Genomic DNA, 25,031 nt, shown 5'->3' on the forward strand with positions numbered 1-25,031 from the left:
GTGGGAGAGTAGGACGTCGCCGGACAACCACACAGCGCGAGGCCGCCCCAACCCTGGGGCGGCCTCGCTGCATTTACCCCCACAGTATTGTCCGTCCACAGGTTCGTGCGGGGCTCTGGCTGCGCCCGTTCGTGACGACGAGGCTGTCGACATGAGCGATGAGCCTGTGAATCTCGTATCCCTGTCCGGCCGTATCTCCGCGGCGCCGGTCCCCCGAACTCTGCCGAGCGGCGACGAGATCGTCTCCTTTCGCGTCGTCGTCGATCGCAGCCGTGCAGCACGTCGCCGTTCCCGTGTCCGGGTCGACAGCTTCGAATGCGCCGCATGGACGGCGGCGCTACGCCGCGCCTGCTCGCGGCTCGCCGTGGGCGACAGGGTCGCCGTCGAAGGCGAGCTGCGGTCCAGGTTCTCCCGTGCCGGCGACGCGGTCGTCGGTCGCGTGACCGTCGACGTCTCGTCCGTGCGCCGGGAGGTAGCCTCGACGCCATGAGCCTGTCGAGCTGCGAGCGCCCCCTGGTCGATGCCTACGACGCGGTGGTGCTGGATCTCGACGGTGTGGTCTACGTGTCGTCGCGGGCTGTACCCGAGGCCGTGCCCGTGCTCAATCGAGTCGCCGAGGCCGGCACGCCGCTCGCGTACGTGACCAACAACGCCGCTCGCACTCCCCAGAGTGTCGCCGAACAATTGCGCGCGCTCGGACTGAAGGCCGACGATGCCGACGTCGTCACGTCCGCGCAGGCGATCGCTCGCGTGATGGCCGCGGAGCTGCCGGCCGGCGCTCGTGTCCTGGTCGCCGGGGGAGAGGGACTGCGCGTCGCGGTGCAGGAGCAAGGACTCACGCCGGTGTCCGATGCTGAGGCCGAGCCGGTCGCGGTGGTGCAGGGGTACTTCCCCCGGATCGACTGGCAGCAGTTGGCCGAGGTCGCCTATGCGGTCCAGGCGGCACTCCCGTGGTACGTCAGCAACACCGATCTCACCATCCCCACCTCTCGCGGCATCGCGCCGGGCAACGGGTCGCTCGTTCAGGCGGTGCAGAACGCCACGCGTGTGCCGCCGACGGCGATCGCCGGCAAGCCGCATCGTCCGCTGTTCGATGTCACTCTCGAGCGACTGGACGCGTCCACCGCCCTCATGGTCGGCGACCGGCTCGACACCGACATCTCGGGTGCCCGAGCCGCGGGCCTGGGGTCTCTGGCGGTACTCACGGGCGTCTCCACTCTCGCCGACATCGCCGCGGCCGTTCCCGAGGAGCGTCCCGACTTCGTGGCGCCCGACCTGCGCGGGCTGCTCGTTGCGCATCCGCCCGTCGTCGTGACGGGCGATACCGCCGAGTGTGGCGACGCCGTCGCGCGGAGGTCCGGAGACGAGCTCGCCTTGGAGCGACGCTCGCCGACGGCCGTCGAAAATGCCCGGGCCCTCGTGGGACTCGCGTGGTCGATCCGCGACACGTCCGGCATCTGCCCTCGCCTCGATGGGACACTGGAACTATGAGCAGTCCCGACGACACGGTCGCCTCCGTCCTCACGGCCCTCGACGGACTCGAGGACCTGGACGTCCACGAGCACCCCGCACGGTTCGACGCTGTGCACGGCGCGTTGCGCCGGTTGCTCGACGGCGACGAGGTCGCCGCGTCCTGATGGCACGACGGGTACGGCTGGACAGCGAACTCGTGCGCCGCGGCTTGGCCCGCTCGCGCGAGCACGCGGGTGAGCTGATCGAGCAGGGCCTCGTCAGCGTCGCCGGTCAGGTCGCACGCAAGGCTGCCACGCAGATCACCACGGACCAGCCGGTGGTGGTCAAGGAGTCGCTCGGGCCGACATACGCCTCCCGAGGTGCGCACAAGCTCCTCGGGGCGCTTGCGGTGTTCGAGCCGCTCGGCCTCGACGTCGCCGGCCGGCGTGCACTCGATGCCGGTGCGTCCACCGGCGGCTTCACCGACGTGCTGCTGCGCCGCGGTGTGCAGGAGGTGCTGGCGGTCGACGTCGGCTACGGGCAGCTGGTGTGGGCGCTGCAGTCCGACCCCCGCGTCCGGGTCATGGACCGCACCAACGTCCGTTCGCTCACCGTCGAGCAGACCGACGGTCCCGTCGATCTCGTCGTGTCCGACCTCTCCTTCATCTCGCTGACGCTCGTGATGCCGGCGCTGACGGCGGTCACGAGACCCGAGGGCGACATCGTCCTGATGGTCAAGCCGCAGTTCGAGGTCGGCAAAGAGAACCTGGGCAAGAACGGCGTCGTGCGCGATCCCGCTCTCCACGCGTCCGCCGTCCATCGTGTCTGCGAGAGCGCCTACGATCTCGGATGGGGAACGCGCGGCCTCGCGCCGAGTCCGCTGCCGGGACCCGCGGGTAACGTCGAGTACTTCTGCTGGTTGCGCACCGACGCGCCGGCACCCGACCCCGCCGCGGCCGACCAGGTCGTCGCGGCCGGACCGTTAGGAGGCGAACGCGCATGAGGCGGGTGCTGCTCACCGTGCACGTCGCACGTCCCGAAGCGGCGCGGGTGGCCGCCGGTTTCGCCGCCGACCTCCAAGCCGCGGGCATCGAGGTGCGCGTGGTCGAGGCCGAGCTTCCCGCGCTCGTCGACCAGGGCGCATCCGGGCTCGTCACCGTGGAAGCCGGCCCCGGGGCCGCCGCCGACTGCGAACTCGCCGTGGTGTTCGGCGGTGACGGCACGATCCTGCGCACCGCCGAACTCTGCCGTGGCACCGGCACCGCGGTCCTCGGCGTCAACCTCGGGCACGTCGGCTTCCTCGCCGAGGCCGACGTCGAGGATCTTCACGAGATCGCCTCGCGCGTCATCGCCGGCGACCTCGAGGTGGAGGAACGCCTGACCGTCGACGTCGTCGTGTCGGTCGGCGGCGAGGTCATCGCCCACAACTGGGCCCTCAACGAGGCGACCGTTGAGAAGGCCTCGCGCGAGCGCATGCTGGAGGCCGTCGTGGAGATCGACGGCCGCCCCGTGTCGCGCTGGGGGTGCGACGGCGTCGTGTGCGCCACGCCCACCGGCTCCACGGCCTATAACTTCAGCGCGGGCGGGCCGATCGTGTGGCCGGAGGTCTCGGCTCTGCTCATGGTGCCGATCAGCGCCCACGCGCTCTTCGCGCGCCCGCTCGTCGTCTCGCCGGACTCCACCCTCGCCATCGAGATCGTCGGCGAGACCACCACCGGCATCGTCTGGTGCGACGGTCGCCGGGCGGCCGAAGTGCCGATCGGCGCGCGCATCGAGGTACGTCGCGGTGCCGAGCCCGTACGCCTGGCGCGGTTGCACTCGGCACCGTTCGCCGACCGGCTCGTGCGCAAGTTCGAACTCCCCGTCGCCGGCTGGCGCGGGGCGGCGGAACGACGACGAGAGGAACGCGGCTGATGTGGCAGTTCCTCCGGCTGTCCTCGCTCGGCGTCATCGAGGAGGCCGAACTCGAACTCGGCCCCGGATTCTCGGTCATCACCGGCGAGACCGGCGCGGGAAAGACGATGGTCGTCACGGCGCTCGGCCTGCTCCGGGGCGAGCGCGCTGATTCCGGTCTCGTGCGCCTCGGCGCGGACCGCGCGCGGGTCGAGGCGGCGGTCAACGTCGCGCCAGGCTCGGTGGTCGACCGTCTGGTCACCGAGGCCGGGGGAGAGCTCGACGACGGCGAGCTCGTTCTCGGCCGCGTGTTGTCCGCCCAGGGACGCTCGCGCGCGACCGCCGGCGGCGCCACGGTGCCTGCTGCGGTCCTCACGCAGGTGGCGCGCGAGCTGGTCGCCGTCCACGGGCAGTCCGACCAGCAGCGACTCGTGCTGGCGAGTCAGCAGCGCGAGGCCCTGGACACCTTCGGCGGCGACGCGGCAGCCGAGGCGCTCGCCGCCTACCGAGCCGCGTACAGCCGATGGCGCGAACTCCAACGCACGCTCGCCGACCTACGTGATCACGCGGGGGAGCGGCTGCGAGAGGCCGAGATGCTGCGGCACGGCCTCGAAGAGATCGGTGCCGTCGAACCCGAATCGGGGGAGGACGAGGAGCTCGCCGCGGAGGAGGCGCGGCTCGCGCACGCCGAATCGCTCATCGGGGCTGCGCTGCACGCGGCCGAGGCCCTGTCCTCGGACGAGAACGGTGCGGCGACGGCCGTGGCCGCCGCGCACCATCAACTCGCCACTGCAGCCGGGCACGATCCTCGGCTTGACGCGCTCGCCACGCGCGTGGCGGAGGCGGGCATCGAACTCAGCGACATCGCCTCGGAACTCCAGCGGTACGGCTCTGACATCGACCTCGATCCGGCACGACTCGCGGCCGTCCAGGAACGACGTGCCGCGATCACGGCGCTCGTCCGCCGGTACGGACCGACACTGGACGACGTCCTCGCCTGGGCCCGCGATGCGGCCGAGCGGTTGCCCGAACTCGACGACGATGACCAGCGCATCGCCGCGATCGAGGCCGAGCTCGCCGAACTCGAACCGCAGGTGCTGCGACGCGCCGAGGAGCTTCGTGAGGTCCGCCGTGCCGCTGCCGCGGATCTCGCCGCGCGTGTGCAGACCGAGTTGGCGGCGTTGTCCATGCCCTCGGCGCGGCTGGAGGTCCTCGTCGAACCGTCCGACGACCTCACCCACCACGGTGGCGACACCATCGAGTTCTTGTTCGCGGCGAACAGCGGCATGGCGCCCCGGCCGATGAGCAAGGGGGCCAGCGGAGGTGAGCTGTCGCGGCTCATGCTCGCGCTCGAGGTCGTCCTCGCGCACGAGCACACGGTCCCCACGCTCGTGTTCGACGAGGTCGACGCGGGCATCGGCGGCAAGGCCGCCGTCGAGGTCGGTCGCCGGCTCGCCCGGCTGGCCCGCAACGCGCAGGTCATCGCGGTGACCCACCTGCCACAGGTCGCCGCGTTCGCCGATCACCACTTCGTCGTCGCCAAGAGCGACGATGGCGCGATCACCCGCAGCAGCGTCCGGCGGCTCTCCGACGACGAGCGCGTGGACGAGTTGGCGCGGATGCTCGCCGGCGTCGACGAGTCGCAGGCGGCCCAGGAGCACGCCCGCGAACTGCTCGATCTGGCGCGCCGCTGATCCTCGGCCCTGCCTCCACGAATTGACCTCCCGCGCGTGTCAGCATGGGAATCGCTATGGCTCTTCTCAAACGCAAGCGCGCGGACGAGGTCGACGCGCCCGGCGTCACCGGTCCCGCGCGGCTCGCCCGCGAGACCTCGGAGTTCGCCGGGGTCCGTCCCGGCGACGTCGTGGTCATCGACATCGCGGACCTCGAGGCACAAGACGCCGAGACGCTCGTCGCCCGTGAGGTCGTCGCCGTCGTCAATGCGTCGCCGTCGTCCACGGGCCGTTACCCCAATCTCGGGCCGCAGGTGCTCGCGAGTGCCGGCATCGCTCTCGTCGACGATGTCGGCGACGGTGTCTTCGCCCGGTTGCGCAGCGGTGAACGGCTCCGCATCGACGGCGCAGCGGTGTACCGCGGGGAGGAACTCGTCGCCACCGGCGTCGAGATGACCGGCGAGCGCATCTCCGCCGGCCTCACGCAGGCGTCCACCGAGTTGTCCAACCGCCTCGACTCGGTCACCGCGAACGCCTCGGACCAGCTGCGTCGTGAACGCGCGATGCTCTTCGAAGGCGCGCGCATCCCGCGACTCACCCAGCCCGGGCGTGACCGCGCCGCCATCGTCGTCGCCGACGCCTTCGACGTCGAGGCCGACCTCAAGGGCCTGCGCCGTTTCATCCGCGACAACGACCCCCTGCTCATCGCCGTCGGCAAGGGCGGCGACAAGCTCATCGACATGGGCTTCGTGCCGCACGTGCTCATCGGCACGGACGAGGAACTGCCCACCAGCGCGATCGCCAAGGCCCGTGAGGTCGTCGTGGTCTCGCCGTCGGGCCGTATCGCCCGGCCGGAGCGTTTCGAACAACATGGCACGCCGGCCACGGTCTTCGCCGCGAGCGGGGCGAGTCAGGATCTCGCGATCCTGCTCGCCGACCACAACGACGCCTCGGTCATCGTGCTGGCCGGCGCGCCTCCCACCCTCGTCGCGCTGCTCGAGCGCGACACCGCCGACGTCGGCTCGGCGTTCGTGGCCCGGCTGAAGGCCGGCACGAAGGTCGTCGACGCCAAGGCCGTCCGCTTCTTCGCCGTTCAGCGGCTGTCGTGGCTCGTGCCCGTGCTGTTGCTGCTCGCCGGCGTCGTCGCGGTCGTCGCGGCCATCGCCACCACGCCCGCCGGCATGAGTTGGTGGGACGACCTGCGTGGCCTCGTCGGCGATGGCGTCTCCTGGATCGAAGGACTCTTCTCGTGATCAACCTGCGCTACCACCTCGTCTCCCTCGCCGCGGTGCTGTTCGCACTCGCGGCCGGCATCGCCGTGGGCGCCGGCCTCCTCGACGACGCCGGGGCCACGCTCAACGACAACGATCAGGCCCGCCCGGACATCTCCCCGGCGATCGCCGGCTTCGATGCGGCGTACGCCGAGAGCACATCGCCGGGGCTCATTCGCAATACCCTCGCTGACCAGAGCGTCGTCGTGTTCACCACGCCGGGGGCCCGTGACGCCGAGATCACCGGCATGATCGAGAACCTGCAGAGCGCGGGCGCCACCGTCACGGGTCGCGTCGCGCTGACCGGCAAGCTGCTGTCGCCCGCGGAGCGGCAGTTCGCCGAGGGCGTCGCGACCCAGGCGGGCGGTGACGAGATCTCCGGCGACGGGGCCTACGAGCGCATCGGCAGCGCGCTCGGCCGCGCGTTCCTCGCTCCCGAGACGGGCGAGACGGACCAGGCGGCGCGCACGATCCGGTCGGCGTTCGCCCAGGGCGAGCTCATCGACATCGTGCAGGAGCCGGAACAGAACGCCACGCTCGCGGTCATGATCACGGGTCCGGCGTCGTCCGACGACGCGGACTACGGTGTCGTCGTCTCGCAGTTCGCGGGTGCGCTGGACGAGTCGGGCTCGGGACTGCTGGTCGCCGGACCGGTGTCGTCCTCGGAGGATCGCGGCATCGTCGGGCGCGTGCGATCGGCCGAGGTCGCCCCGGAGGTCTCCACCTTCGACGTCACCGACACCGCCACCGGTCGGATCGCGGCCGTGCTCGCCCTCGTCCGCGAGGCCGGCGGCACGTCCGGCGCATGGGGCACCTCGCGCTCGGCCGACGGTCCGTTGCCGTAGCAGACACGGTGAGGCCAGCGACACGGCCTCGGCGCTCCAGAACGTCGTGCTTTCTTGGTAGGCTGGAATCCCGTGGAACACAGGACAGCGGTTCTACACATTCACCCTCCGATCCACGGGAGTCACCTTGGCAGGTAGCGCGGTCACCAAGCACGTATTCGTCACCGGGGGCGTCGCTTCGTCCCTCGGCAAGGGTCTGACCGCCTCGAGCCTCGGTCGCCTGCTCAAATCGCGGGGACTGCGGGTCACGATGCAGAAGCTCGACCCCTATCTCAACGTCGATCCCGGCACGATGAACCCCTTCCAGCACGGCGAGGTGTTCGTCACCGACGACGGCGCCGAGACCGATCTGGACATCGGCCACTACGAGCGCTTCCTCGACGAGGACCTCGTCGGGCGCGCCAACGTCACCACGGGACAGGTGTACTCCGAGGTCATCGCCCGTGAGCGTCGCGGCGACTACCTCGGCGACACGGTCCAGGTGATCCCGCACATCACGAACGAGATCAAGGAGCGCATGCTCGCCATGGGCGGCCCGGACGTCGACGTCGTGATCCACGAGATCGGCGGCACGGTCGGCGACATCGAGAGCCAGCCGTTCTTGGAGTCGGCTCGCCAGGTGCGCCATGACGTGGGCCGCGGGAACGCGTTCTTCATCCACGTCTCGCTCGTGCCGTACATCGGCCCCTCCAAGGAGCTGAAGACCAAGCCCACGCAGCACTCGGTCGCGGCGCTGCGTTCGATCGGCATCCAGCCCGATGCGATCGTGTGCCGCTCGGATCGCGCCCTGACCGAGAGCGTCAAGGACAAGATCGCGCTCATGTGCGACGTCGACTCCGAAGCGGTCATCACCTGCGCCGATGCGCCCTCGATCTACGACATCCCCAAGGTGCTGCACGCCGAGGGTCTCGACGCGTACGTGGTCCGCCGGCTCGATCTCCCCTTCCGCGACGTCGACTGGCGTCAGTGGGACGACCTGCTGCAGCGCGTTCACCACCCGGCCGAGGAAGTCACGATCGCGCTGGTGGGCAAGTACATCGACCTGCCGGACGCCTACTTGTCGGTCGCCGAAGCGCTGCGCGCTGGAGGTTTCGCGCACTCCACGCGCGTCAACCTGCGGTGGGTGCCGTCCGACGAATGCGCCACCGAGGCGGGCGCGGCGCGGCATCTATCCGATGTCGACGGCATCTGCGTGCCCGGCGGCTTCGGCGTGCGCGGCATCGAAGGCAAGATCGGTGCGCTCACCTACGCGCGCGAGCAGAAGATCCCGACCCTGGGTCTGTGCCTGGGTCTGCAGTGCATGGTGATCGAGTACGCCCGCCAGTTCGCGGGGATCACCGACGCCAGCTCCTCGGAGTTCGACCCGCAGACGACGCACCCGGTCATCGCGACGATGGCCGAGCAGGAGGCGTTCGTCGAGGGCGCCGGCGACCTCGGCGGCACGATGCGTCTCGGCCTGTACCCGGCCACGCTCAAGCGCGGCAGCGTCGTCGCGGAGGCCTACGGCAGCGAAGCGGTCGAGGAACGTCACCGCCACCGCTACGAGGTCAACAACGCGTACCGTCAGCAGATCGAGGACGCGGGGCTCGTGTTCAGCGGCACCTCGCCCGACGGCCTGCTGGTCGAGTTCGTCGAGCTCCCGCGCGAGGTGCACCCGTACTACGTCGCGACGCAGGCACACCCCGAGCTGCGCTCGCGGCCGACCCGGCCGCACCCGCTGTTCGCCGGTCTCGTGCGCGCCGCCCTGGACCGTCAGCTCGAACTGCGACTCCCGGTCGACGGGCTCGCCGCGGTCGCGGAGGAGACGGCCTGAGATGACCGCTCCGCATCATCCGCGGCTTCCCGGGCTGCTGGCCGACACGGTCGCCGACGCCCCGGCCGGGTGGCCGGTGGCGCGGGCCACCACCGCGTTCTCCAACGGCTACCTCGACGTCACGCTCGACACCATCGTCGATCCGGGCGGCGAGGAGCACGAGCGCGTCATCGTGCGGCCGCACGGCGCGGTCGCCGTCCTCGCGCTCGATGAGGACGACCGCATCCTGCTCGTCGAGCAGTACCGGCATGCCGTCGGGCAGCGGCTCGTGGAGATCCCCGCGGGCACGCTGGACGTCGACGGCGAGCACCCGGCCGAGGCCGCGGCGCGCGAACTGGCGGAGGAGGCCGACATCGTGGCGGCTCGCTGGAAGCCGCTGCTCGAGCTCACTGCGACGCCGGGATACTCCACGGAGCGATGGACGGCGTACGTCGCTCAGGACCTGGAGGCCGTTCCAGACGCCGAGCGCACCGAACGTGAGGCCGAAGAGGCCGACATGCGGCAGTGGTGGGTGCCGTTCGACCAGGCGGTCGGGCTCGTGCTCGACGGCAAGATCACCGATGCGCTCACCGTCGCAGCGATCCTCGCCTGGGCTGTGCGGCGGTCGTCGTGACCCTGGAGCGGGCGGTCTCGGACTACCTCGCGCACCTGGGCATCGAACGAGGTCTCGCGGATAACACCTTGCAGTCGTACCGGCGCGACCTGCGCCGGTACGCGCGCTTTCTCGCCGACCTCGGGCGTGAACACCCGGCCGACATCACCGAGGCCGACGTCGCCGCGTTCAGCGCCGCTCTGCGCACGGGCGACGACGAGCACCGGCCGCTCGGCACCTCCAGCGTCGCCCGCACGATCGTGGCGGTCCGCGGCTTCCACCGCTTCCTGCTCCGCGAGCAGCTCGTCACGACCGACGTGACCGACGCGGTCAAACCGCCCCGGCCAGCATCGCGCCTTCCCAAGGCGCTGCCGCTCGACGACGTCGAGGCGATCATCGCCGCCGCCGGCGCTCCCGGTACCGCGCTCGCGAAACGCGACCAGGCGCTGCTCGAGCTGCTCTACGGCACGGGCGCGCGCATCTCGGAGGCCGTCGGGCTCGACGTCGACGACGTCGACCTGGAGAACGGAGCCGTCGTGCTGTGCGGCAAGGGCTCCAAGCAACGGATCGTGCCGGTGGGCAGCTACGCTGCCGATGCCGTGGCCGACTATCTTCGGGTGGCGCGCCCCGGCCTCGCGAACGGAACGAGTCACGCCTTGTTCCTCAACGCGCGCGGCGGCCGGCTCTCGCGGCAGAGCGCCTGGACCGTGCTGACGCGAGCGACCGCACGCGCCGGGATCGCGGCCGAACGAGTGTCGCCGCACACCTTCCGGCACTCGTTCGCGACGCATCTGCTGGACGGCGGAGCGGACGTGCGCGTCGTGCAGGAACTGCTGGGTCACGCGTCCGTGACCACCACGCAGATCTACACGCTCGTGACCGTGGAGAAACTCCGCGAGGTCTACGCCACGGCGCATCCGCGGGCGCGATGAACGGCAGTAGAGTGACGCGGGAGGGAAGCAACATGTCGACAAGTGGAGGACGGCGATGAGCACGGACGTCAGCACCAGCAGTCAGCTCGGCCCCACGGGTCGGCCGTTGCCGCAGTTTCGCGAGCCCGGGCCGCGCAGCTCCACGGCGCCTGCGCAGATCATCGCGATGTGCAATCAGAAGGGCGGCGTCGGCAAGACCACGACGACCATCAACCTCGGTGCCGCGCTGGTCGAGGAGGGCCGGCGCGTGCTCCTCGTCGACTTCGACCCGCAGGGCTCGATGACGGTCGGCCTCGGCTACAACGCCCACGAGATCGAGCAGAGCATCTACCACGCCCTGATGGACCCCGACGTCGCGCTCAAGGACGTCATCGTCCCCACCAGCACGACCGGTCTCGACCTCGTCCCCGCCAACATCGACCTGTCGGCCGCCGAGATGCGGCTGGTCAGCGAAGTCGGCCGCGAACAGGCGCTCGCCCGCGTGCTGCGCCAGGTCGCCCGGGACTACGACGTCATCTTGATCGACTGCCAGCCGTCCCTCGGCCTGCTCACCGTCAACGCCCTCACCGCGGCGCACGGCGTGATCATCCCGCTCGAGTGCGAGTACTTCGCGCTGCGCGGTGTCGCCCTGTTGACCGAGACCATCGAGAAGGTCCGCGAGCGCACCAACTTCGATCTGCGGATCGTCGGGTTGCTCGGCACGATGTACGACAGCCGCACTCTCCACGGTCGCGAAGTCCTGCGCACGCTGGTCGACGGCTGGGGCGACCTCGTGTTCCACACCGTCATCCGCCGCACGGTCAAGTTCTCGGACTCGACCGTCGCCGGCGAGCCCATCACGAGCTACGCGCCCACCTCGCCGGGCGCCGATTCCTACCGTCAGCTGGCCCGGGAGGTGCTGCAGCGATGCCCCGACGCGTGAACCTGCCCGGCGCGGACGAGCTGTTCCGCGCCACCGCGCCGCAGCGCGAGGTGCCCACCGCTCCCGAGCAGGACGCGGCGGCCGCCGCGCGCGCCAGCGGCCGGGTCAAGCACGACGAGAAGATGACGGTGTACCTGACGTCCGAGGAGCTGCTCGCGCTCGAGCAGGCACGGATCCAGTTGCGGGCCGACCTCGGACGCAAGATCGACCGCGGCCGCTTCGTGCGGGCGGCGATCGCGGCCGCGCTGGAGGACCTCGCCGCGTATGGTCGTGACAGCGAGGTCGCCCGGAGACTGGCCGACTCGTGAGTATCGCCGAGGTCGACGGGACGGCCCCGGCGGGGGAGTCCGGCTTCTCGGTGACGCTGGGCAACTTCGAAGGCCCCTTCGACCTGCTGCTGCAACTCATCGCCAAGCATCAGCTCGACATCACCGAGGTCGCGTTGTCGATGGTGACGACCGAGTTCATCGCGTACACCAAGACGCTCGAGGACGACCTCGAGCAGACGACGCACTTCCTCCTCGTCGCGGCGACCTTGCTCGACCTCAAGACCGCGCGGCTGCTGCCGCAGGCCGAGGTGGAGGACGAGGACGACCTCGAGCTGCTGGAGGCCCGCGACCTGTTGTTCGCCCGACTGTTGCAGTACCGGGCGTTCAAGCACGTCGCGGCGTTCCTCGACGAACGGCTCGACCGCGAAGTGCGCCGCGTCCCGCGCGCCGTGACCCTCGAACCGCGCTTCGCGCAACTGCTGCCCGAGGTGCAGATCCCCGCCGCGATCGACGACCTCGCGGCGTTGGCCGCCGCGGCGCTCGCGCCCAAGCAGCCGCCCGTGTTGTCGCTGGCGCACCTGCATGCCCCCGCGGTGAGCGTGCGCGAGCAGGGCCACCTGGTCGTGGACCGGCTCCGCCGCGAACGGTCCACGACCTTCCGCGCCCTGACCGCCGACGCTCCGGACGTGCTCACCAAGGTCGCCCGGTTCCTGGCACTGCTGGAGCTCTTCCGCGAGGGGGTGCTCGCCTTCGACCAGGCCGTTCCGCTCGGCGACCTGACCGTCCGGTGGACCGGCAGCGACGACGGCGACATCGACGTCGGCGACGAGTTCGACGAGCCCGATGCCACGCAGGCCGAGCTGCACGTGGTGCCCGACCCAGATTTCGACGAGAGTGACGATGAGCCAGACGCCTGAGACCGAACCGGTCAGCTTCCCCTTGCGCCCGAGCCTCGAGGCGATCGTGCTGATCGCCGACGAGCCGATCGAGGCCGTCGCCCTCGCCTCGGCCATCGGCCATCCCACCGAGGCGGTGGAGGCGGCGCTGCGTGAGCTGGCTGAGGAGTACACCGCCCAGGGCCGCGGTTTCGAGCTGCGCGAAGTGGCCGGCGGATGGCGGTTCTACACCCGCGCCGAGTACGCCGACGCGGTCGCCGCGTTCGTGCTGGACGGGCAGCAAGCCAAGCTGAGCCAGGCCGCGCTCGAGACCCTGGCCGTCGTGGCCTACCGCCAGCCGATCAGCCGCTCGCGCATCTCGGCGATCCGCGGCGTCAACGTCGACGGCGTCGTCCGCACGCTGTTGACCCGCGGTCTCATCGAGGAGCGGGGGAGCGACGCGACCACGGGCGCCACGCTGTACGGCACGACGGGCTACTTCCTCGAGCGGATGGGACTGGGCAGCCTCGAGGAGCTGCCTCCGCTCGCGCCGCTGCTGCCCGAACTCGATGAGCTCGACGGCGAACTCGAGCGCGTCGCGGGGCAGGAGGCGGCGACCGCGGAGGAACCGCAGGAACAGCCCGAGTCGCAGGAGCCCGCACATGACTGAGATGGAGGACTCCGGCGAGATCCGACTGCAGAAGGTCCTCGCGCAGGCGGGCGTCGCGAGCCGTCGCCGGAGCGAAGAGCTCATGGCCAGCGGGCGGGTCGAGGTCAACGGGGAGATCGTGACCCGGCTCGGTATCCGTGTCGATCCGCTGCGCGACGTCATCCGCGTGGACGGGCGGCGGGTGCCGCCGCCTACCGAGCACGCCTACCTCATGCTGAACAAGCCTCGTGGCGTCGTCAGCACCATGTCCGACGAGCAGGGACGACCCGACCTGCAGCAGTTCGTCGACGGACGACCGGAGCGGCTGTTCCACGTCGGCCGGCTCGACACCGACACGTCCGGGCTGCTCATCCTCACCAACGACGGCGACCTCGCCCACCGGCTCGCCCATCCCTCGTTCGAGATCACCAAGACGTATGTGGCGCTGGTGCAGGGTCAGGTGCCGTCGGGGTTGGGGCGGCGCCTTCGCGAGGGGGTCGAGCTCGAGGACGGTCCAGCGCGCGTGGACCGCTTCACCGTGCGCGACCGCGGTCGCGGGCGCTCGCTCGTCGAACTCGACATTCACATCGGACGTAACCGGATCGTCCGCCGACTGCTCGACGAGGTCGGTCATCCGGTCATCGAGCTCACCCGCACGGCCTTCGGTCCGCTGCGCCTCGGGGACCTCAAGGTCGGCGCGCTGCGCGACCTGTCCCGTGACGAGCGTGGTGACCTCTTCGATAGCGTGGGAGCATGACTGCCCCTGTGCCCGGACCCGTGCTCGTCGTCGGGTGTGGACTCATCGGCACGTCGGTCGCACTGGGTCTGCGCGCCCGTGACGTCGAGGTCCACCTGCAGGATCTCGACCCGCGCAACGTCGCGCTCGCGGTCGAGGCCGGCGCCGGCACGGACGCCGTCGTCGAAGCTCCCGCGCTCGTCGTCGTGGCCACGCCTCCGGCCGCGGTCGTCGACGCGGTCCGCTCCGCGCTCGCGTCCTACCCGCAGGCCGTCGTCACCGACGTCGCGAGCGTCAAGGCGCCCATCGTCGAGGCGATCGACGACCCGCGTTTCGTCGGCGGGCACCCGATGGCGGGCAAGGAACGTTCCGGTCCCACCGCGGGATCGGGCCAGTTGTTCGAAGGTCGACCGTGGGCCGTCGTCCCCGGCGCCGAGACGGCGGACGATGCCGTGGCGCTCGTCGAGCGGTGCGTCGTCGAGCTCGGCGCCGTTCCGTACCGCTTCGCGCCGCGCGCGCATGACGACGCCGTGGCCCTCGTCTCGCACGTCCCGCACCTCATGTCCGTCCTGACCGCGAGCCTGCTCGCCGGTGCGCCAGAGGGGCATGTCGAACTCGCCGGGCAGGGCCTGCGCGACGTCACCCGCATCGCGCGCAGCGACGCCGATCTGTGGGTGGACATCATCGGGCACAACGCCGCGGCCATCGCGCCGCTGCTGACCCAGGTCCGCGACCGGCTCGACACCCTGATCGACGCGATCGGCGGCGATCCGCGGTCGCTGGAATCGCTGCTCGAGCGCGGACGCCAAGGCACCACCACGATCCCCGGCAAGCACGGCACGCTGCCCACCGAGCTGGCCTCGGTGTTCGTGCCGATCGACGACATGCCCGGCGAGCTCTCGCGCCTCGTCGGCGACGCCGAGGGGTCGGTCAACATCGAGGATCTGCGCATCGACCACGAGATGGGCCGCCCGGTCGGTCTCGTCGAGATCGTCGTCCTTCCCGAGCGCGCCGACAAGCTGCTGGACGCCCTGCGCGGACACGGCTGGGCGGCCTACCGATGAGGAGCACCGTGGGAACACCGATCGTCATCGCCATCGACGGCCCTTCCGGGTCGGGCAAGTCGAGCACGTCCCGCGGGGTGGCGTCGGCTCTCGGCTACGACTACCTCGACACCGGTGCGATGTACCGCGCGATGACGTGGGCGCTCCTGCAGCGGGGCGTCGACGTCGAGGACGCCGACGCGGTGGCGGCTGCGGCCGAGAACGTCAGTATCGAGGTGGGCACGGATCCGCAGGCGCCCACCATCCACGCGGACGGCACCGACGTGGCGGGTCCCATCCGCCAGGACGACGTGACGACCGCCGTCAGCCCGGTCTCCGCGGTGCCGCACGTGCGCGAGCTGCTCGTGGGCGCCCAGCGCGAGGTCATCGCGGCCTCGTCGGGCGCTGGCCGCGGCATCGTCGTCGAGGGCCGCGACATCGGCACGGTCGTTGCGCCCGATGCGCCGCTCAAGGTCTATCTCGTGGCCGACACAGCGGCCCGCGCCGCTCGGCGCGCGGCCGAACTCGGCCGGGTCGACACCGCCGTGACCGAGGCGTCGCTCACCCGTCGCGACACCATCGACTCGACGCGAGCCGCCTCGCCGCTGACGCAGGCCGACGACGCCGTCGTCGTCGACAGCACGCACCTGACGCTCGACGAGGTCATCGAGCACATCGTCGGCCTCGCCCGCGACCGCTCCTAGCCCTCCGGCCCGAGATGTGGTCGCTTTCGGGTCATCCGACGCCCTGCGGGTCACCCAGAACCGACCACATGTCGGCGGAGCGAGGCGCGGCCGCCGTGCGCCCGTGAAGCGGCGTGGCGTCGACCGATAGGATCGAATGGTGTCAGAACAGCCCGTGCTCGCCGTGATCGGTCGCCCCAACGTGGGCAAGTCGACGCTCGTCAACCGGATCATCGGCCGTCGCGAGGCGGTCGTCGAGGACGTCCCCGGCGTCACGCGTGACCGTGTGTCCTACGACGCGGTCTGGAACGGCCGCACCTTCACCGTCGTCGACACCGGCGGCTGGGACCCCGACGCTCGCGGCATGGCCGAGCGCATCGCCCAGCAGGCCGAAGTCGCGATGACGGTCGCCGACGCGATCCTCTTCGTCGTCGACGCGACGGTCGGCATCACCGACGCCGACGAGCGCGTCGTCAAACTCCTGCGCGCCTCCAAGAAGCCCGTGATCCTGGCGGCCAACAAGGTCGACGACCAGCGATCGGAGCTGGAGGCCGCGGCGCTGTGGAACCTCGGCCTCGGCGAGCCCATGCCGGTCTCGGCCCTGCACGGACGGGGGAGCGGCGACCTGCTCGACGCGATCCTCGACGCCCTGCCCGATCCTCCGGAGGAGGACTTCGACGCTCCCGCCGGGCCGCGGCGGGTGGCGATCGTGGGCAAGCCGAATGTCGGCAAGTCGAGTCTGCTGAACAAGCTGGCCGGCGAGGAACGCGTCGTCGTCGACAACGCGTCGGGCACGACCGTCGACCCCGTCGACGAGATCATCCAGCTCGGCGGCCGTGAATGGACCTTCATCGACACCGCCGGAATCCGCCGCCGGGTCAAGGAAGCGTCCGGGCACGAGTACTACGCGAGCCTGCGCACCAACGCCGCGATCGAGCGGGCTGAGGTCGTCATCATGATCGTCGATGCGAGCCAGTCGCTCAGTGAGCAGGACGTGCGCATCATCAACGCGATCCAGGAAGCTGGACGCGCCTTGGTCATCGCGTTCAACAAGTGGGACCTCGTCGATGATGAACGCCGCTACTACCTTGAGCGGGAGATCGACCGTGAACTCGTGCAGGTGCCGTGGGCGCCGCGCGTCAACATCGCAGCGCTGACCGGCTGGCACGTCGACCGGCTCGTCCGCGCCCTCGACGCCGCGCTGGAGGGGTGGGAGACGCGCGTCCCGACCGGTGCGCTCAACTCGTTCCTCGGCCGACTCGTCGCCGAGCACCCGCACCCGGTCCGCGGCGGCAAGCAGCCGAAGATCCTGTTCGGCACGCAGGCCGCGACCGCGCCGCCGACCTTCGTGCTCTTCACCTCGGGCAAGCTCGAGGCCGGTTACCTGCGTTTCATCGAGCGCCGGTTGCGCGAGGAGTTCGGCTTCGTCGGCAGCCCGATCCACCTGCAGCAGCGGGTCCGGGCCAAGCGCTCCCAGCGCTAGTCCATCGGTCTCGGCCGGGCTCGTCGCCGTCTCCCTGTCGCCGATCCGTAACGCGCTGCCCGCGCCGAGTGGCGCAAAGTGTGTGCCGAGTGGCGCGAAACGGGGACGATTCGCCGTGGAGCGGCCCCACTTTGCGCCACTCGCGGATCCGTGGGTCGGGTGAGCGTCAGTCGGAGCCGAGGAGGACGTCGAAGGCGTCGACGCTGCGTTCGGGCAAGGTCGTCTCGGCTTCGAGGTGGACCGCGCCGCTCGGGAGGATGCCGGCGCCGCCCCAGCGCTCCATGACGCGCCATTCGGCGAGCACGTCCTCGCCCGCGTGGTCGTCCGGCAGCTCATCCCAGAAGCGGAATCCGCCGCACTCCACGAGGGCGTCGCGCCGGAACATGACGCAGGCGCCGACCCAGGCGATCTTGTAGAGCACCCAGTGCCCTTCCGGCACGTCGTGCTCCGCAGCCACGTGCGCCAGATTGGCGGCGTTGTGGAGGGTCCAGCGCTCGAACGCGGGGTCGCCGCGCCGGATCTTCTCCGGGTGGACCGGGCCGCGCCACGGCTCGAACGCCGCTCGTTCCGCAGGCCGGTCGTCATCGAGGTACGACAGTCCTTGCACCGCCGCCCCCACGAAACCGCAGCCGGACTCCACCAGCGCTGCGTGAAGGCGCCGCAGCTGATCCGGCTCCAGCCAGACGTCGCTGTCGAGAAAGAGGACGTAGGGTGCCGACGCCCGCGCGAGCAGGAACTCGCGCTGCTCAGCCATGCCGCGGCGCGGCAGATGCCGCTCGAGTCGAACTCGTCGTCCCTGCGCCCGTAGGACGCGCACCATCGCGGCGACGGAGGCCTCGCGCCAGATCGGGTGGTCCTCGGTCTGGTCGCTGAGAATGACCGAGAAGTCGGGGGAACGCTGTCCCGCGAGCCCCGCCAGGGTCACCGCCAGCTCCGCGGGCCGCCCGAAGGCGGGGATCAGCACCTCGACGTCGGGAGAGGAGGGCTCTGCCGGTCGAGCCCAGTCTCCGGACCAGCGAGCGGTCACGGTGGCTCCGGCACGTAGTCGAGAATGCGGACCTGTCCACCGGCGGCCAGCACCGCCGGCGTCTCTTCGAGCATCTGGGGCGTGTAGTCGCCGCCCTTGGCGTAGACGTCGGGGCGCAGGGCCTCGATGAGCGGCACCACCGTGTCGGTGTCGAAGGTCGTCACGTAGTCGACGCAGCTCAACGCGGCGAGGACCGCGGCCCGGTCGGCGACGCTGTTGCGCGGGTGGCCCGGGCCCTTCAGCCGGCGCGCGGACTCGTCGGAGTTGACCGCCACGACGAGCACGTCGCCGAGTTGCTTGGCCTGGTTGAGGTACCGCGTGTGCCCCCGCAGGAGCATGTCGAAGCACCCGTTGGTGAGGACGATGCGGCGCCCGGCAGCGCGCTCGGCCGCGACCCGGCGGATCAGTTCGTCATGGTCCAGCGCCGTGTCGGCGAAGCTGCCCAGGTGGCGAGCGAGATCCATCGTCGTGCACACGGAGGTGCCCGCGTGGCGCACGACGACGTCCGCCGCGGCTTGCCCCAGGTCGGCGCTCGTGGTGAGCGGTAGACCGGCGGCGCGTCCCACCGTGAGAGCAGCCACGAACGTGTCACCCGCGCCCGAGGCTTGCTTCTCGGTCTGCGGTTGGGCCCACGTGCGGTGGACCGCATCGCCGCCGAGCAGGATCGTGCCGTCACGGTCCAGCGTGACCACGGCGGCGGTGGCGCCGGTGGCCTCGAGCACCTTCGCCGCATGCTCCTCGACCACCGCCGCTCGGTCCGCGCCGGGCTCGAAGGTCAGGTCCAGGACGCGAGCGACCTCGCCGGCGTTCGGCGTGACGAGGTCGGGCTCCAGCACGCGCCAGGGCCGCGGGTCGTGGGCATCGACCACGGTGAGGATGCCCTCGCGCCGCTGCGCCAGCGCATCGCACACGGCGCCGGTGAGCAGCCCGGAGCCGTAGTCGCAGACCACGACCGCGGCGGCGTCGGCAAGCGCGTCGGGCACGGTGGCCGCTAGTCGCTCGACGGCGTCCTCAGGCCAACTGCTCGCCGCATCGTCCAGACGGAGGATCACCTGGTCGCCGCTGATGATCCGGTACTTGGTGGTGGTCACGCCGTCGGGATGCTCGACGAGTCCGCTGACGTCGACGCCGGCCTCGTCGAGCAGTCGGCGCAGTTCGCGCCCGGCGAAGTCCGCGCCGACGAGCCCGACCATGCGAACGCGTGCCCCGAGCGCGGCGAGGTTCATCGCCGTGTTGGCCGCGCCGCCGGGCGCGTAGTCGCGGCGTTCGAGGTCGACGACCGGTGCCGGTGCCTCACGGCATAGACGCTCGCTCGTGCCGCTCCACCAGCCGTCGAGGATGACGTCACCGACGACGGTCACTGGAAGCTGCAGCTCGGCAAGGCGTTCGGGCAGCCAGGCCGAGAGCGCGTTGTGGCGCTCGAGCGACTCGGTCGTGGTGGCAACCGACGTCTCGACGTCCGTGCTCACGACCGCGCCTCGCGCGGTTCGCCGACTCCGATGTGCACGACCTTGACCTGCGTGAACTCGTCGAGCAGTTCCGGTCCGTACCCGAATCCGTCACCGCTGTCGCGTCGCGGTTGCGCGGCACCCCCGGGGGCGCCGCCGAAGACACCGTTCACCTTCACGGTGCCGACGCGCAGCGCGGCGACGGCGCGGTTCGCGTGGTCGATACGGTTCGTCAGCACCGTGGCCGCCAGACCGTAGCGTCCGTCCGCGGCGAGGCGCAGTCCCTCGTCGAAGTCGTCGACGACCTGGACCGGTGCCACGGGGCCGAACGTCTCCTCGGTCATGATCGTCATGTCCGGCGTGCAGTCCCACAGCACGGTCGCCGGGTACCACGCTCCCGGGCCGTCGGGCACCTCGCCGCCGCACAACGCGGTCGCGCCGGAGGCGATCGCATCGGACACCTGCGCGTACACCTCGTCGCGCATGCGGTGGTCGACGAGCGGGCCGATGAGGCGCTGCTCGTTGCGCTCACGGGCCTCAGCGACGAGCGCGTCACGGAACTCGTCGGCGATGTCGCGGTGGACGTAGATGCGCTCGACCGACGTGCAGATCTGGCCGGCGTTGGCGAACGATCCGAGGGCCGCCTGTGCTGCTGCCCATCGCGGATCGACGTCGTTGTCGATCACCAGGGGGTCGTTGCCGCCGTTCTCGCGGATGACGTGCGCGCGGGTGAGCGCGGCAGTACGGGCGATCCGCTCACCGGTCGCGCTCGACCCGACGTGCGCGACGACGTCCACGTCCGGCTCGTGCGTGAGCAGTTCGCCGGTCTCTCCGGCACCGATCAGCGTGATGAGGACATCCGCCGGGAACACCTCCGCGAGGATCTCGCCGAGGCGGGCTCCCAGGTGGGGGCACCGCTCACTCGGCTTGTGAATGACGGTGTTGCCGGTGACGAGGGCCGCGCCGAGCAGGCCCGCTGCCACCGCGACCGGGTCGTTCCAGGGCGTCAGCACGACCGCGAGCCCCCGGGGCTCGACGACGGTGTAGTCCGAGGCGAGCCGGCCGCCGCGCAGGCTGTGTCCGCGCTGCAGCGGCCCGAGCTCGGCGTACTGCGCGAGCGTGTTGGCGCCGGCCTCGACGCCGCCGCGGGCGTCGTCGATCGGCTTCCCGGTTTCGCGGACGTTCAACTCCGCGAGCTCATCCAGGTGGTCGCGCAGGGCGTTCGCGGCCGCGCTGAGCATCCGGCCGCGTTGCTCGGGAGAGACGTCTTCCCATCCAGGCTGGGCCGCTCGGGAGGCCCGCACGGCCGCCGCGACCTCCTCGCGGGTCGCCGGCTCGAGCCGGCCGACGAGGCTCCCGTCGCGCGGATCGAGCACGGTGATGAGCGAAGCATCGTCCCGGGTGTCCTGAATCGTCATGTCTCTCCTCACTCGTTCGGGTCTGCCTCGGGAGTACCCGGCCGGGCGCTGATTGAGACAGCGCGGGAGCGGGTACTTCTCCCTCGGTGAGGCCGGCCGACGGAGGGTCGGCGCGACGACAAGGAGGTCCGATGGCGGACGAGGCACGCTCGGTCGAACCGCGTCACGGTGTCGGCCCGATCCTGGAACCCTTCGAGGACGTTCGGCGGATCGCGGTGCTGCGCGGGGGAGGCCTGGGCGACCTGATGTTCGCCATGCCGGCCATCGAGGCGCTGGCCGCGGCGTACCCCGACGCCACGATCACGCTGCTGGGCAGCGGTTCGCATGCGGCGCTGCTGTCCGACCGTCCCGGGCCCGTCGACGAGGTCGAGGTGCTGCCGGTGAGCGAGGGAGTGCGGCCTCCGAAGGACGGTGAAGCCGAGGACGACGCCGAACTCGAGCGGTTCTTCGCGCGGATGCGCGAGCGTCGCTTCGACCTCGCGGTGCAGGTGCACGGGGGCGGCCGCTACTCCAACCCGTTCCTGTTGCGGCTCGGAGCGCGACACACCGTCGGAACGCAGACCCCGGACGCCGTGGAGCTCGAGCGGGTTCTTCCGTATCTCTACTACCAGAACGAGTTCATGCGGTCGCTCGAGGTCGTCGGCCTGGCAGGTGCGCCGCCGGTCTCGGTCGAGGCCACGCTGCACGTCACTGCGCAGGAGCGCCGGGTCGCCGCCGACCTGCTCGGCCAGGCGGAAGCGGATCGGCCCGTCGTGGGCATCCACCCGGGCGCGACGGACCCCCGGCGGCGGTGGCCAGCCGAACGTTTCGCCGAGGTCGCAGCGCGGGCCCTCGACGACGGGGCGACGGTCGTGGTGGTGGGGGACGAGACCGACGTCCCGGCCGCCGATGCGATCGTCGCGCAGGCCGAGCACGTGGCGCCCGGACGGGTGCGGAGTCTCGCCGGCAAACTCGGTCTCGGTGAACTCTGCGGTGTGCTCGACGCCTGCTCCGTCGTCGTCGGGAACGACAGCGGCCCGCGCCATCTGGCGCAGGCCGTCGGGACGCCGACCGTCGGGATCTACTGGCTCGGCAACGTCATCAACGCCGGTGCGCTCGGTCGGGCGCGGCACCGGGTCCACATGTCCTGGGTGACGCACTGCCCGGTGTGCGGGATCGACGTGACCCAGGTGGGGTGGACGGCGGAGCGCTGCCCCCACGACGAATCGCTCGTCGCGGAGGTCAGCGCCGCCGCCGTCTACGAGGACGTCGCGCACCTCACGGCCACGAGTCCTCTTCCTCGTGACACATGACGAGCTCGCGGACCTCGCACCCCTGCGGCTGCGACAGCGCGAACACGATCGCGTCCGCGACGTTGCGAGGATCGTTGAGCCGGGAGTCGTCCTGCGGCTTGTACTGCTCGGTGCGATCGTCGAAGAACCGCGTCTTCATGCCGCCGGGGGTCACCATCGTCACGCCGATCTCGCCGCGGGTCTCGGCCGCCAGCGAACGGCTGAAGCCGACGACACCGAACTTCGACGCGCAGTAGGCGGTGGCGTCGGGCAGCGCGCGGTGTCCGAGTGTCGAGGCCACCGTCACCACGCGGCCGTGCACCTGCTTGAGGTGCGGCAGGGCCGCCCGCACGGTCGCCGCCGTGCCGATGAGGTTGACGCGGATCACAAGCTCCCAGTCGTCGGCTGACACGTCGTCGAGACGACCGCACCGGTCGAGCCCGGCGGCCGTGACCACGGCGTCGAGTCCGCCCAGCGCCTCCGCAGCCTGCTGCACCGCCTCGGTGACCGCAGCGGTGTCCGCGACGTCCACCTGGAACGCCTTGGCGGAGGTGACGCGGCTGGTGTCCCGATCGAGCACGACGGGGGTGCCGCCGGCTTCGAGGACGGCCTCGACGACGGCGGCGCCGAGACCGGAACCACCTCCCGTGACCAGGACGCGGCCGGGGCCCTGCTTCGTGATCGTGCTGTCAGTCGTCATGCGTACTTCCTTTCTCGGAGGGGTTCGTGGCTCAGCCGACCTTGGCCAACGCGGACGCGAGGCGCGTGGTCGAACGAGCGGGGTGGAACGGCACGGTGACGGTGCGTCCGCCCCAGGTCTCGAGCAGCCGGGACTCCGGCAGCTCCTCGATCGTGTAGTCGCCGCCCTTGACCCACAGATCGGGTTGCAGTCGCGAGAGCGCGGCCTCGGGCGTGTCCTCGTCGAAGATGAGGACCGCGTCGACGCACTCGAGAGCGAGCAGCAGCTCGGCGCGATCGTCCTGGCCGATGATCGGTCGCGACTCGCCCTTGAGCCGGCGGACCGAGTCGTCGGAGTTCATGCAGACGATGAGGCAGTCACCCAGCTGGCGGGCGGCCGCGAGCGTGCGGGCGTGACCGGCATGGAGCAGGTCGAAGCACCCGCCGGTCGCGACGACGGTGCCGCCGGCCTCACGGGTGCGGTGCGCGACGCGCAACGCGGTGACGCCCTCGCCGCCGAGTTCCACCGGGGCGGGCTCGTGGTCGAGGGAACCGACACCGCCGCGGGCGAGGAAGGCGCTGGCGTCATCGACCGCGCGTTGCGCGGCGTCGGTGAGCTCGGCGCCCGCGGCGAGCGCGGCGGAGAGGCTCGCGGCGAGCCGGTCGCCCGCCCCGCACGTGTCGGGCGCGTGCACCCGCGGTGCGGGCAGCACGTGGGGAGTGGCCTCGACGCCGCGGGTCAGCAGCGCCCCGTCCCCGCCGAGCGTGACCAGGACGGCACCGACGCCCCAGCGAGCGAGCAGTTCGCTCGCCGCCGCCGTGGCCGCGGGAACTCCTGCGCCGCTGACCTCGCTCAGGCGCAGGGCCTCGGAGAGGTTGGGGGTGACGACTGCGACGCCTTCGACAGGTGCGGTGCCGGACGGGTGGGGATCCCACACGATCGGGACGTTCGGGGCCAGCCGGGCCAGGTGAGCGCGCAGCCGGTCGTTCGCGGCGAGCCCGCGCCCGTAGTCGGCGACGATGATCGCGTCCGCCGCGTCGAGAGCGGCGAGCATCTCGTCGGTGACGTCGGGGACCGGAACGGGGTCACAGCCGTGGTCGATGCGGGCGATCGCGTGCCCGTTGGCACGCACGCGCGTCTTGACCGGGGTGGGTCCGGTCGACGGGCCGGTGACGAGGCGGATGCCCTCGAGCGTCTCCCGTAGCCGTCCGGCCGCGTCGTCGTCGGCCATGACCGTCACGAGCGTCACGTCGTGGCCGTCGTGGGCGAGGAGCCGCGCCACGAGCCCGGCACCACCGGGCCGGCGGCCTTCTTCGCCGACGTCGACGACCGGCACGGGAGCATCCGGGCTCAGTCGGTGGGACGCGCCGTCCAGGTCGACATCGAGCAGCAGGTCGCCGACCACGACGAGGGACGGAGAAGGCGTGCTCATCGCGCGCTCCTCTTCACTTCGGCGTCGAACACGCGGCACATGCTGTGCACCGCGATGAGGTGGCCCTCCTGGACGTTCGGTGTCGCGCCGTCGACCGCCAGCACCTCGTCGCCGACCAACTCGGCGAGGGGGTTCGGGGCGGGTCCGGTCATCGCCCAGACCGAGACGCCGACCGCACGCGCGGTCTCGGCGGCGGCGAGGAGGTTCGGGCTGCGGCCGCTCGTGGTCAGCAGCATCAGCACGTCGCCGGGGCGACCGTGCGCGCGTACCTGGCGGGCGAACACCTCGTCGTACCCGTAGTCGTTGCCGATCGCGGTCAACGACGACGTGTCCGCGTGCAACGCGATCGCCGCGAACGGCTGGCGGTCGCCGTCGAAGCGCCCGACGAGTTCGGCGGTGAGGTGCTGCGCTTCGGCCGCGGAGCCGCCGTTGCCGGCGACGAGCAGTCGCTGACCGGCCATCAGCCGATGGGCGAGCTCGGTGCCCCAAGCGGAGATCAGGTCGGCTTGCGCGTGCAGGGACCGGAGGGCCGGGGCGACGGCGTCGAGGTGATCCTGCACGACCCGGGTCGGGGTCGCCTCGCCGGTGGTACGTGAGGTGGTGGTCGGCGTGGAGGTCATGATCG

Annotated in this window: 26 protein-coding genes; 20 read left to right on the forward strand and 6 right to left on the reverse strand. The window is 71.2% G+C overall.

The genetic code is table 11. The features are described 5' to 3' along the window. Positions 1 to 151: 151 nt before the first annotated feature. The 19 genes from EHW97_RS14285 to der all read left to right on the forward strand — a co-directional run bounded on the left by EHW97_RS14285 (position 152) and on the right by der (position 17,131). Positions 152 to 490, forward strand: a complete 339-nt coding sequence (locus tag EHW97_RS14285) for a single-stranded DNA-binding protein (protein ID WP_124237847.1) — start codon at positions 152 to 154, stop codon at positions 488 to 490. Then, positions 487 to 1,491 carry an HAD-IIA family hydrolase gene (locus EHW97_RS14290; RefSeq protein WP_124237848.1) on the forward strand — a complete coding sequence of 335 codons (1,005 nt, stop codon included), beginning with the start codon at positions 487 to 489 and terminating at the stop codon, positions 1,489 to 1,491. Before EHW97_RS14285 ends, EHW97_RS14290 begins: the two co-directional genes overlap by 4 nt. Next, a complete protein-coding gene (locus EHW97_RS15410; protein WP_166367525.1) occupies positions 1,488 to 1,637 on the forward strand; it encodes a hypothetical protein in 150 nt (49 codons plus the stop codon). The genes EHW97_RS14290 and EHW97_RS15410 overlap by 4 nt, the downstream gene beginning before the upstream one ends. Continuing rightward, positions 1,637 to 2,455, forward strand: coding sequence for a TlyA family RNA methyltransferase (locus EHW97_RS14295; RefSeq protein ID WP_124237849.1), 819 nt, complete (start codon positions 1,637 to 1,639; stop codon positions 2,453 to 2,455). Before EHW97_RS15410 ends, EHW97_RS14295 begins: the two co-directional genes overlap by 1 nt. Further along, entirely contained in the window at positions 2,452 to 3,366 is a 915-nt protein-coding gene (locus EHW97_RS14300) for an NAD kinase (RefSeq protein ID WP_124237850.1), read from the forward strand. The genes EHW97_RS14295 and EHW97_RS14300 overlap by 4 nt, the downstream gene beginning before the upstream one ends. After that, positions 3,366 to 5,039, forward strand: a complete 1,674-nt coding sequence (gene recN / locus EHW97_RS14305; protein WP_124237851.1) for a DNA repair protein RecN — start codon at positions 3,366 to 3,368, stop codon at positions 5,037 to 5,039. The genes EHW97_RS14300 and recN overlap by 1 nt, the downstream gene beginning before the upstream one ends. A 56-nt stretch (positions 5,040 to 5,095) precedes the next feature. Then, on the forward strand, positions 5,096 to 6,271 hold the full coding sequence (gene steA, locus EHW97_RS15415; RefSeq protein ID WP_166367526.1) for a putative cytokinetic ring protein SteA: 1,176 nt from the start codon (positions 5,096 to 5,098) through the stop codon (positions 6,269 to 6,271). After that, the gene (locus EHW97_RS14310; RefSeq protein WP_166367527.1) at positions 6,268 to 7,134 is read left to right on the forward strand and encodes a copper transporter; all 867 of its coding nucleotides are present in this window, start codon (positions 6,268 to 6,270) and stop codon (positions 7,132 to 7,134) included. Before steA ends, EHW97_RS14310 begins: the two co-directional genes overlap by 4 nt. A gap of 127 nt (positions 7,135 to 7,261) precedes the next feature. Next, positions 7,262 to 8,947, forward strand: coding sequence for a CTP synthase (locus tag EHW97_RS14315; RefSeq protein ID WP_124237853.1), 1,686 nt, complete (start codon positions 7,262 to 7,264; stop codon positions 8,945 to 8,947). Between the two features lies 1 nt (position 8,948). After that, positions 8,949 to 9,560 (forward strand): NUDIX domain-containing protein, encoded by a 612-nt coding sequence (locus tag EHW97_RS14320; RefSeq protein ID WP_124237854.1) that lies wholly within the window; start codon positions 8,949 to 8,951, stop codon positions 9,558 to 9,560. After that, complete coding sequence (gene xerD / locus EHW97_RS14325; RefSeq protein ID WP_243696468.1) at positions 9,557 to 10,471, forward strand: site-specific tyrosine recombinase XerD; 915 nt, start codon at positions 9,557 to 9,559, stop codon at positions 10,469 to 10,471. The genes EHW97_RS14320 and xerD overlap by 4 nt, the downstream gene beginning before the upstream one ends. Before the next feature lie 55 nt (positions 10,472 to 10,526). Beyond that, the gene (locus EHW97_RS14330) at positions 10,527 to 11,393 is read left to right on the forward strand and encodes a ParA family protein (protein ID WP_124237855.1); all 867 of its coding nucleotides are present in this window, start codon (positions 10,527 to 10,529) and stop codon (positions 11,391 to 11,393) included. Further along, positions 11,378 to 11,701 (forward strand): hypothetical protein, encoded by a 324-nt coding sequence (locus EHW97_RS14335; RefSeq protein ID WP_124237856.1) that lies wholly within the window; start codon positions 11,378 to 11,380, stop codon positions 11,699 to 11,701. The genes EHW97_RS14330 and EHW97_RS14335 overlap by 16 nt, the downstream gene beginning before the upstream one ends. Then, positions 11,698 to 12,579, forward strand: a complete 882-nt coding sequence (locus EHW97_RS14340) for a segregation and condensation protein A (RefSeq protein ID WP_243696469.1) — start codon at positions 11,698 to 11,700, stop codon at positions 12,577 to 12,579. Before EHW97_RS14335 ends, EHW97_RS14340 begins: the two co-directional genes overlap by 4 nt. Continuing rightward, complete coding sequence (gene scpB, locus EHW97_RS14345) at positions 12,563 to 13,207, forward strand: SMC-Scp complex subunit ScpB (protein ID WP_124237857.1); 645 nt, start codon at positions 12,563 to 12,565, stop codon at positions 13,205 to 13,207. Before EHW97_RS14340 ends, scpB begins: the two co-directional genes overlap by 17 nt. A gap of 1 nt (position 13,208) precedes the next feature. Further along, on the forward strand, positions 13,209 to 13,943 hold the full coding sequence (locus tag EHW97_RS14350) for a pseudouridine synthase (RefSeq protein ID WP_378079954.1): 735 nt from the start codon (positions 13,209 to 13,211) through the stop codon (positions 13,941 to 13,943). Next, positions 13,940 to 14,986: a prephenate dehydrogenase gene (locus EHW97_RS14355; RefSeq protein WP_124237859.1), complete on the forward strand. Its 1,047-nt coding sequence runs from the start codon at positions 13,940 to 13,942 to the stop codon at positions 14,984 to 14,986. Before EHW97_RS14350 ends, EHW97_RS14355 begins: the two co-directional genes overlap by 4 nt. Positions 14,987 to 14,994: 8 nt before the next feature. Beyond that, a complete protein-coding gene (gene cmk / locus EHW97_RS14360; protein ID WP_243696470.1) occupies positions 14,995 to 15,669 on the forward strand; it encodes a (d)CMP kinase in 675 nt (224 codons plus the stop codon). Positions 15,670 to 15,808: 139 nt separating this feature from the next. Next, complete coding sequence (gene der / locus EHW97_RS14365; protein ID WP_378079952.1) at positions 15,809 to 17,131, forward strand: ribosome biogenesis GTPase Der; 1,323 nt, start codon at positions 15,809 to 15,811, stop codon at positions 17,129 to 17,131. Positions 17,132 to 17,297: 166 nt separating this feature from the next. Here the strand turns inward: der and EHW97_RS14370 are convergent, their stop codons facing one another. Genes EHW97_RS14370 through EHW97_RS14380 form a run of 3 tightly spaced genes read right to left on the reverse strand, consistent with a single transcriptional unit; the run spans position 17,298 to position 21,024 of the window. Further along, positions 17,298 to 18,158 (reverse strand): glycosyltransferase family 2 protein, encoded by an 861-nt coding sequence (locus tag EHW97_RS14370; protein WP_124237862.1) that lies wholly within the window; start codon positions 18,156 to 18,158, stop codon positions 17,298 to 17,300. After that, the gene (locus tag EHW97_RS14375; protein ID WP_124237863.1) at positions 18,155 to 19,627 is read right to left on the reverse strand and encodes a PfkB family carbohydrate kinase; all 1,473 of its coding nucleotides are present in this window, start codon (positions 19,625 to 19,627) and stop codon (positions 18,155 to 18,157) included. The genes EHW97_RS14370 and EHW97_RS14375 overlap by 4 nt, the downstream gene beginning before the upstream one ends. Beyond that, entirely contained in the window at positions 19,624 to 21,024 is a 1,401-nt protein-coding gene (locus EHW97_RS14380; RefSeq protein WP_124237864.1) for an aldehyde dehydrogenase family protein, read from the reverse strand. Before EHW97_RS14380 ends, EHW97_RS14375 begins: the two co-directional genes overlap by 4 nt. A 131-nt stretch (positions 21,025 to 21,155) precedes the next feature. Between EHW97_RS14380 and EHW97_RS14385 the strand changes: the two genes are divergently transcribed. After that, entirely contained in the window at positions 21,156 to 22,316 is a 1,161-nt protein-coding gene (locus tag EHW97_RS14385) for a glycosyltransferase family 9 protein (protein WP_124237865.1), read from the forward strand. Here the strand turns inward: EHW97_RS14385 and EHW97_RS14390 are convergent. From EHW97_RS14390 to EHW97_RS14400, 3 genes are read right to left on the reverse strand one after another with little or no spacing between them, the layout of a single operon-like run. Next, the gene (locus tag EHW97_RS14390; protein ID WP_124237866.1) at positions 22,282 to 22,995 is read right to left on the reverse strand and encodes an SDR family oxidoreductase; all 714 of its coding nucleotides are present in this window, start codon (positions 22,993 to 22,995) and stop codon (positions 22,282 to 22,284) included. The genes EHW97_RS14385 and EHW97_RS14390 overlap by 35 nt on opposite strands. A 31-nt stretch (positions 22,996 to 23,026) precedes the next feature. Then, positions 23,027 to 24,406 carry a PfkB family carbohydrate kinase gene (locus tag EHW97_RS14395; protein ID WP_124237867.1) on the reverse strand — a complete coding sequence of 460 codons (1,380 nt, stop codon included), beginning with the start codon at positions 24,404 to 24,406 and terminating at the stop codon, positions 23,027 to 23,029. After that, positions 24,403 to 25,026 (reverse strand): D-sedoheptulose-7-phosphate isomerase, encoded by a 624-nt coding sequence (locus EHW97_RS14400; RefSeq protein WP_124237868.1) that lies wholly within the window; start codon positions 25,024 to 25,026, stop codon positions 24,403 to 24,405. The genes EHW97_RS14395 and EHW97_RS14400 overlap by 4 nt, the downstream gene beginning before the upstream one ends. Positions 25,027 to 25,031 lie beyond the last annotated feature (5 nt).

The organism is Aeromicrobium camelliae (assembly GCF_003850045.1).
GTDB lineage: Bacteria > Actinomycetota > Actinomycetes > Propionibacteriales > Nocardioidaceae > Aeromicrobium > Aeromicrobium camelliae.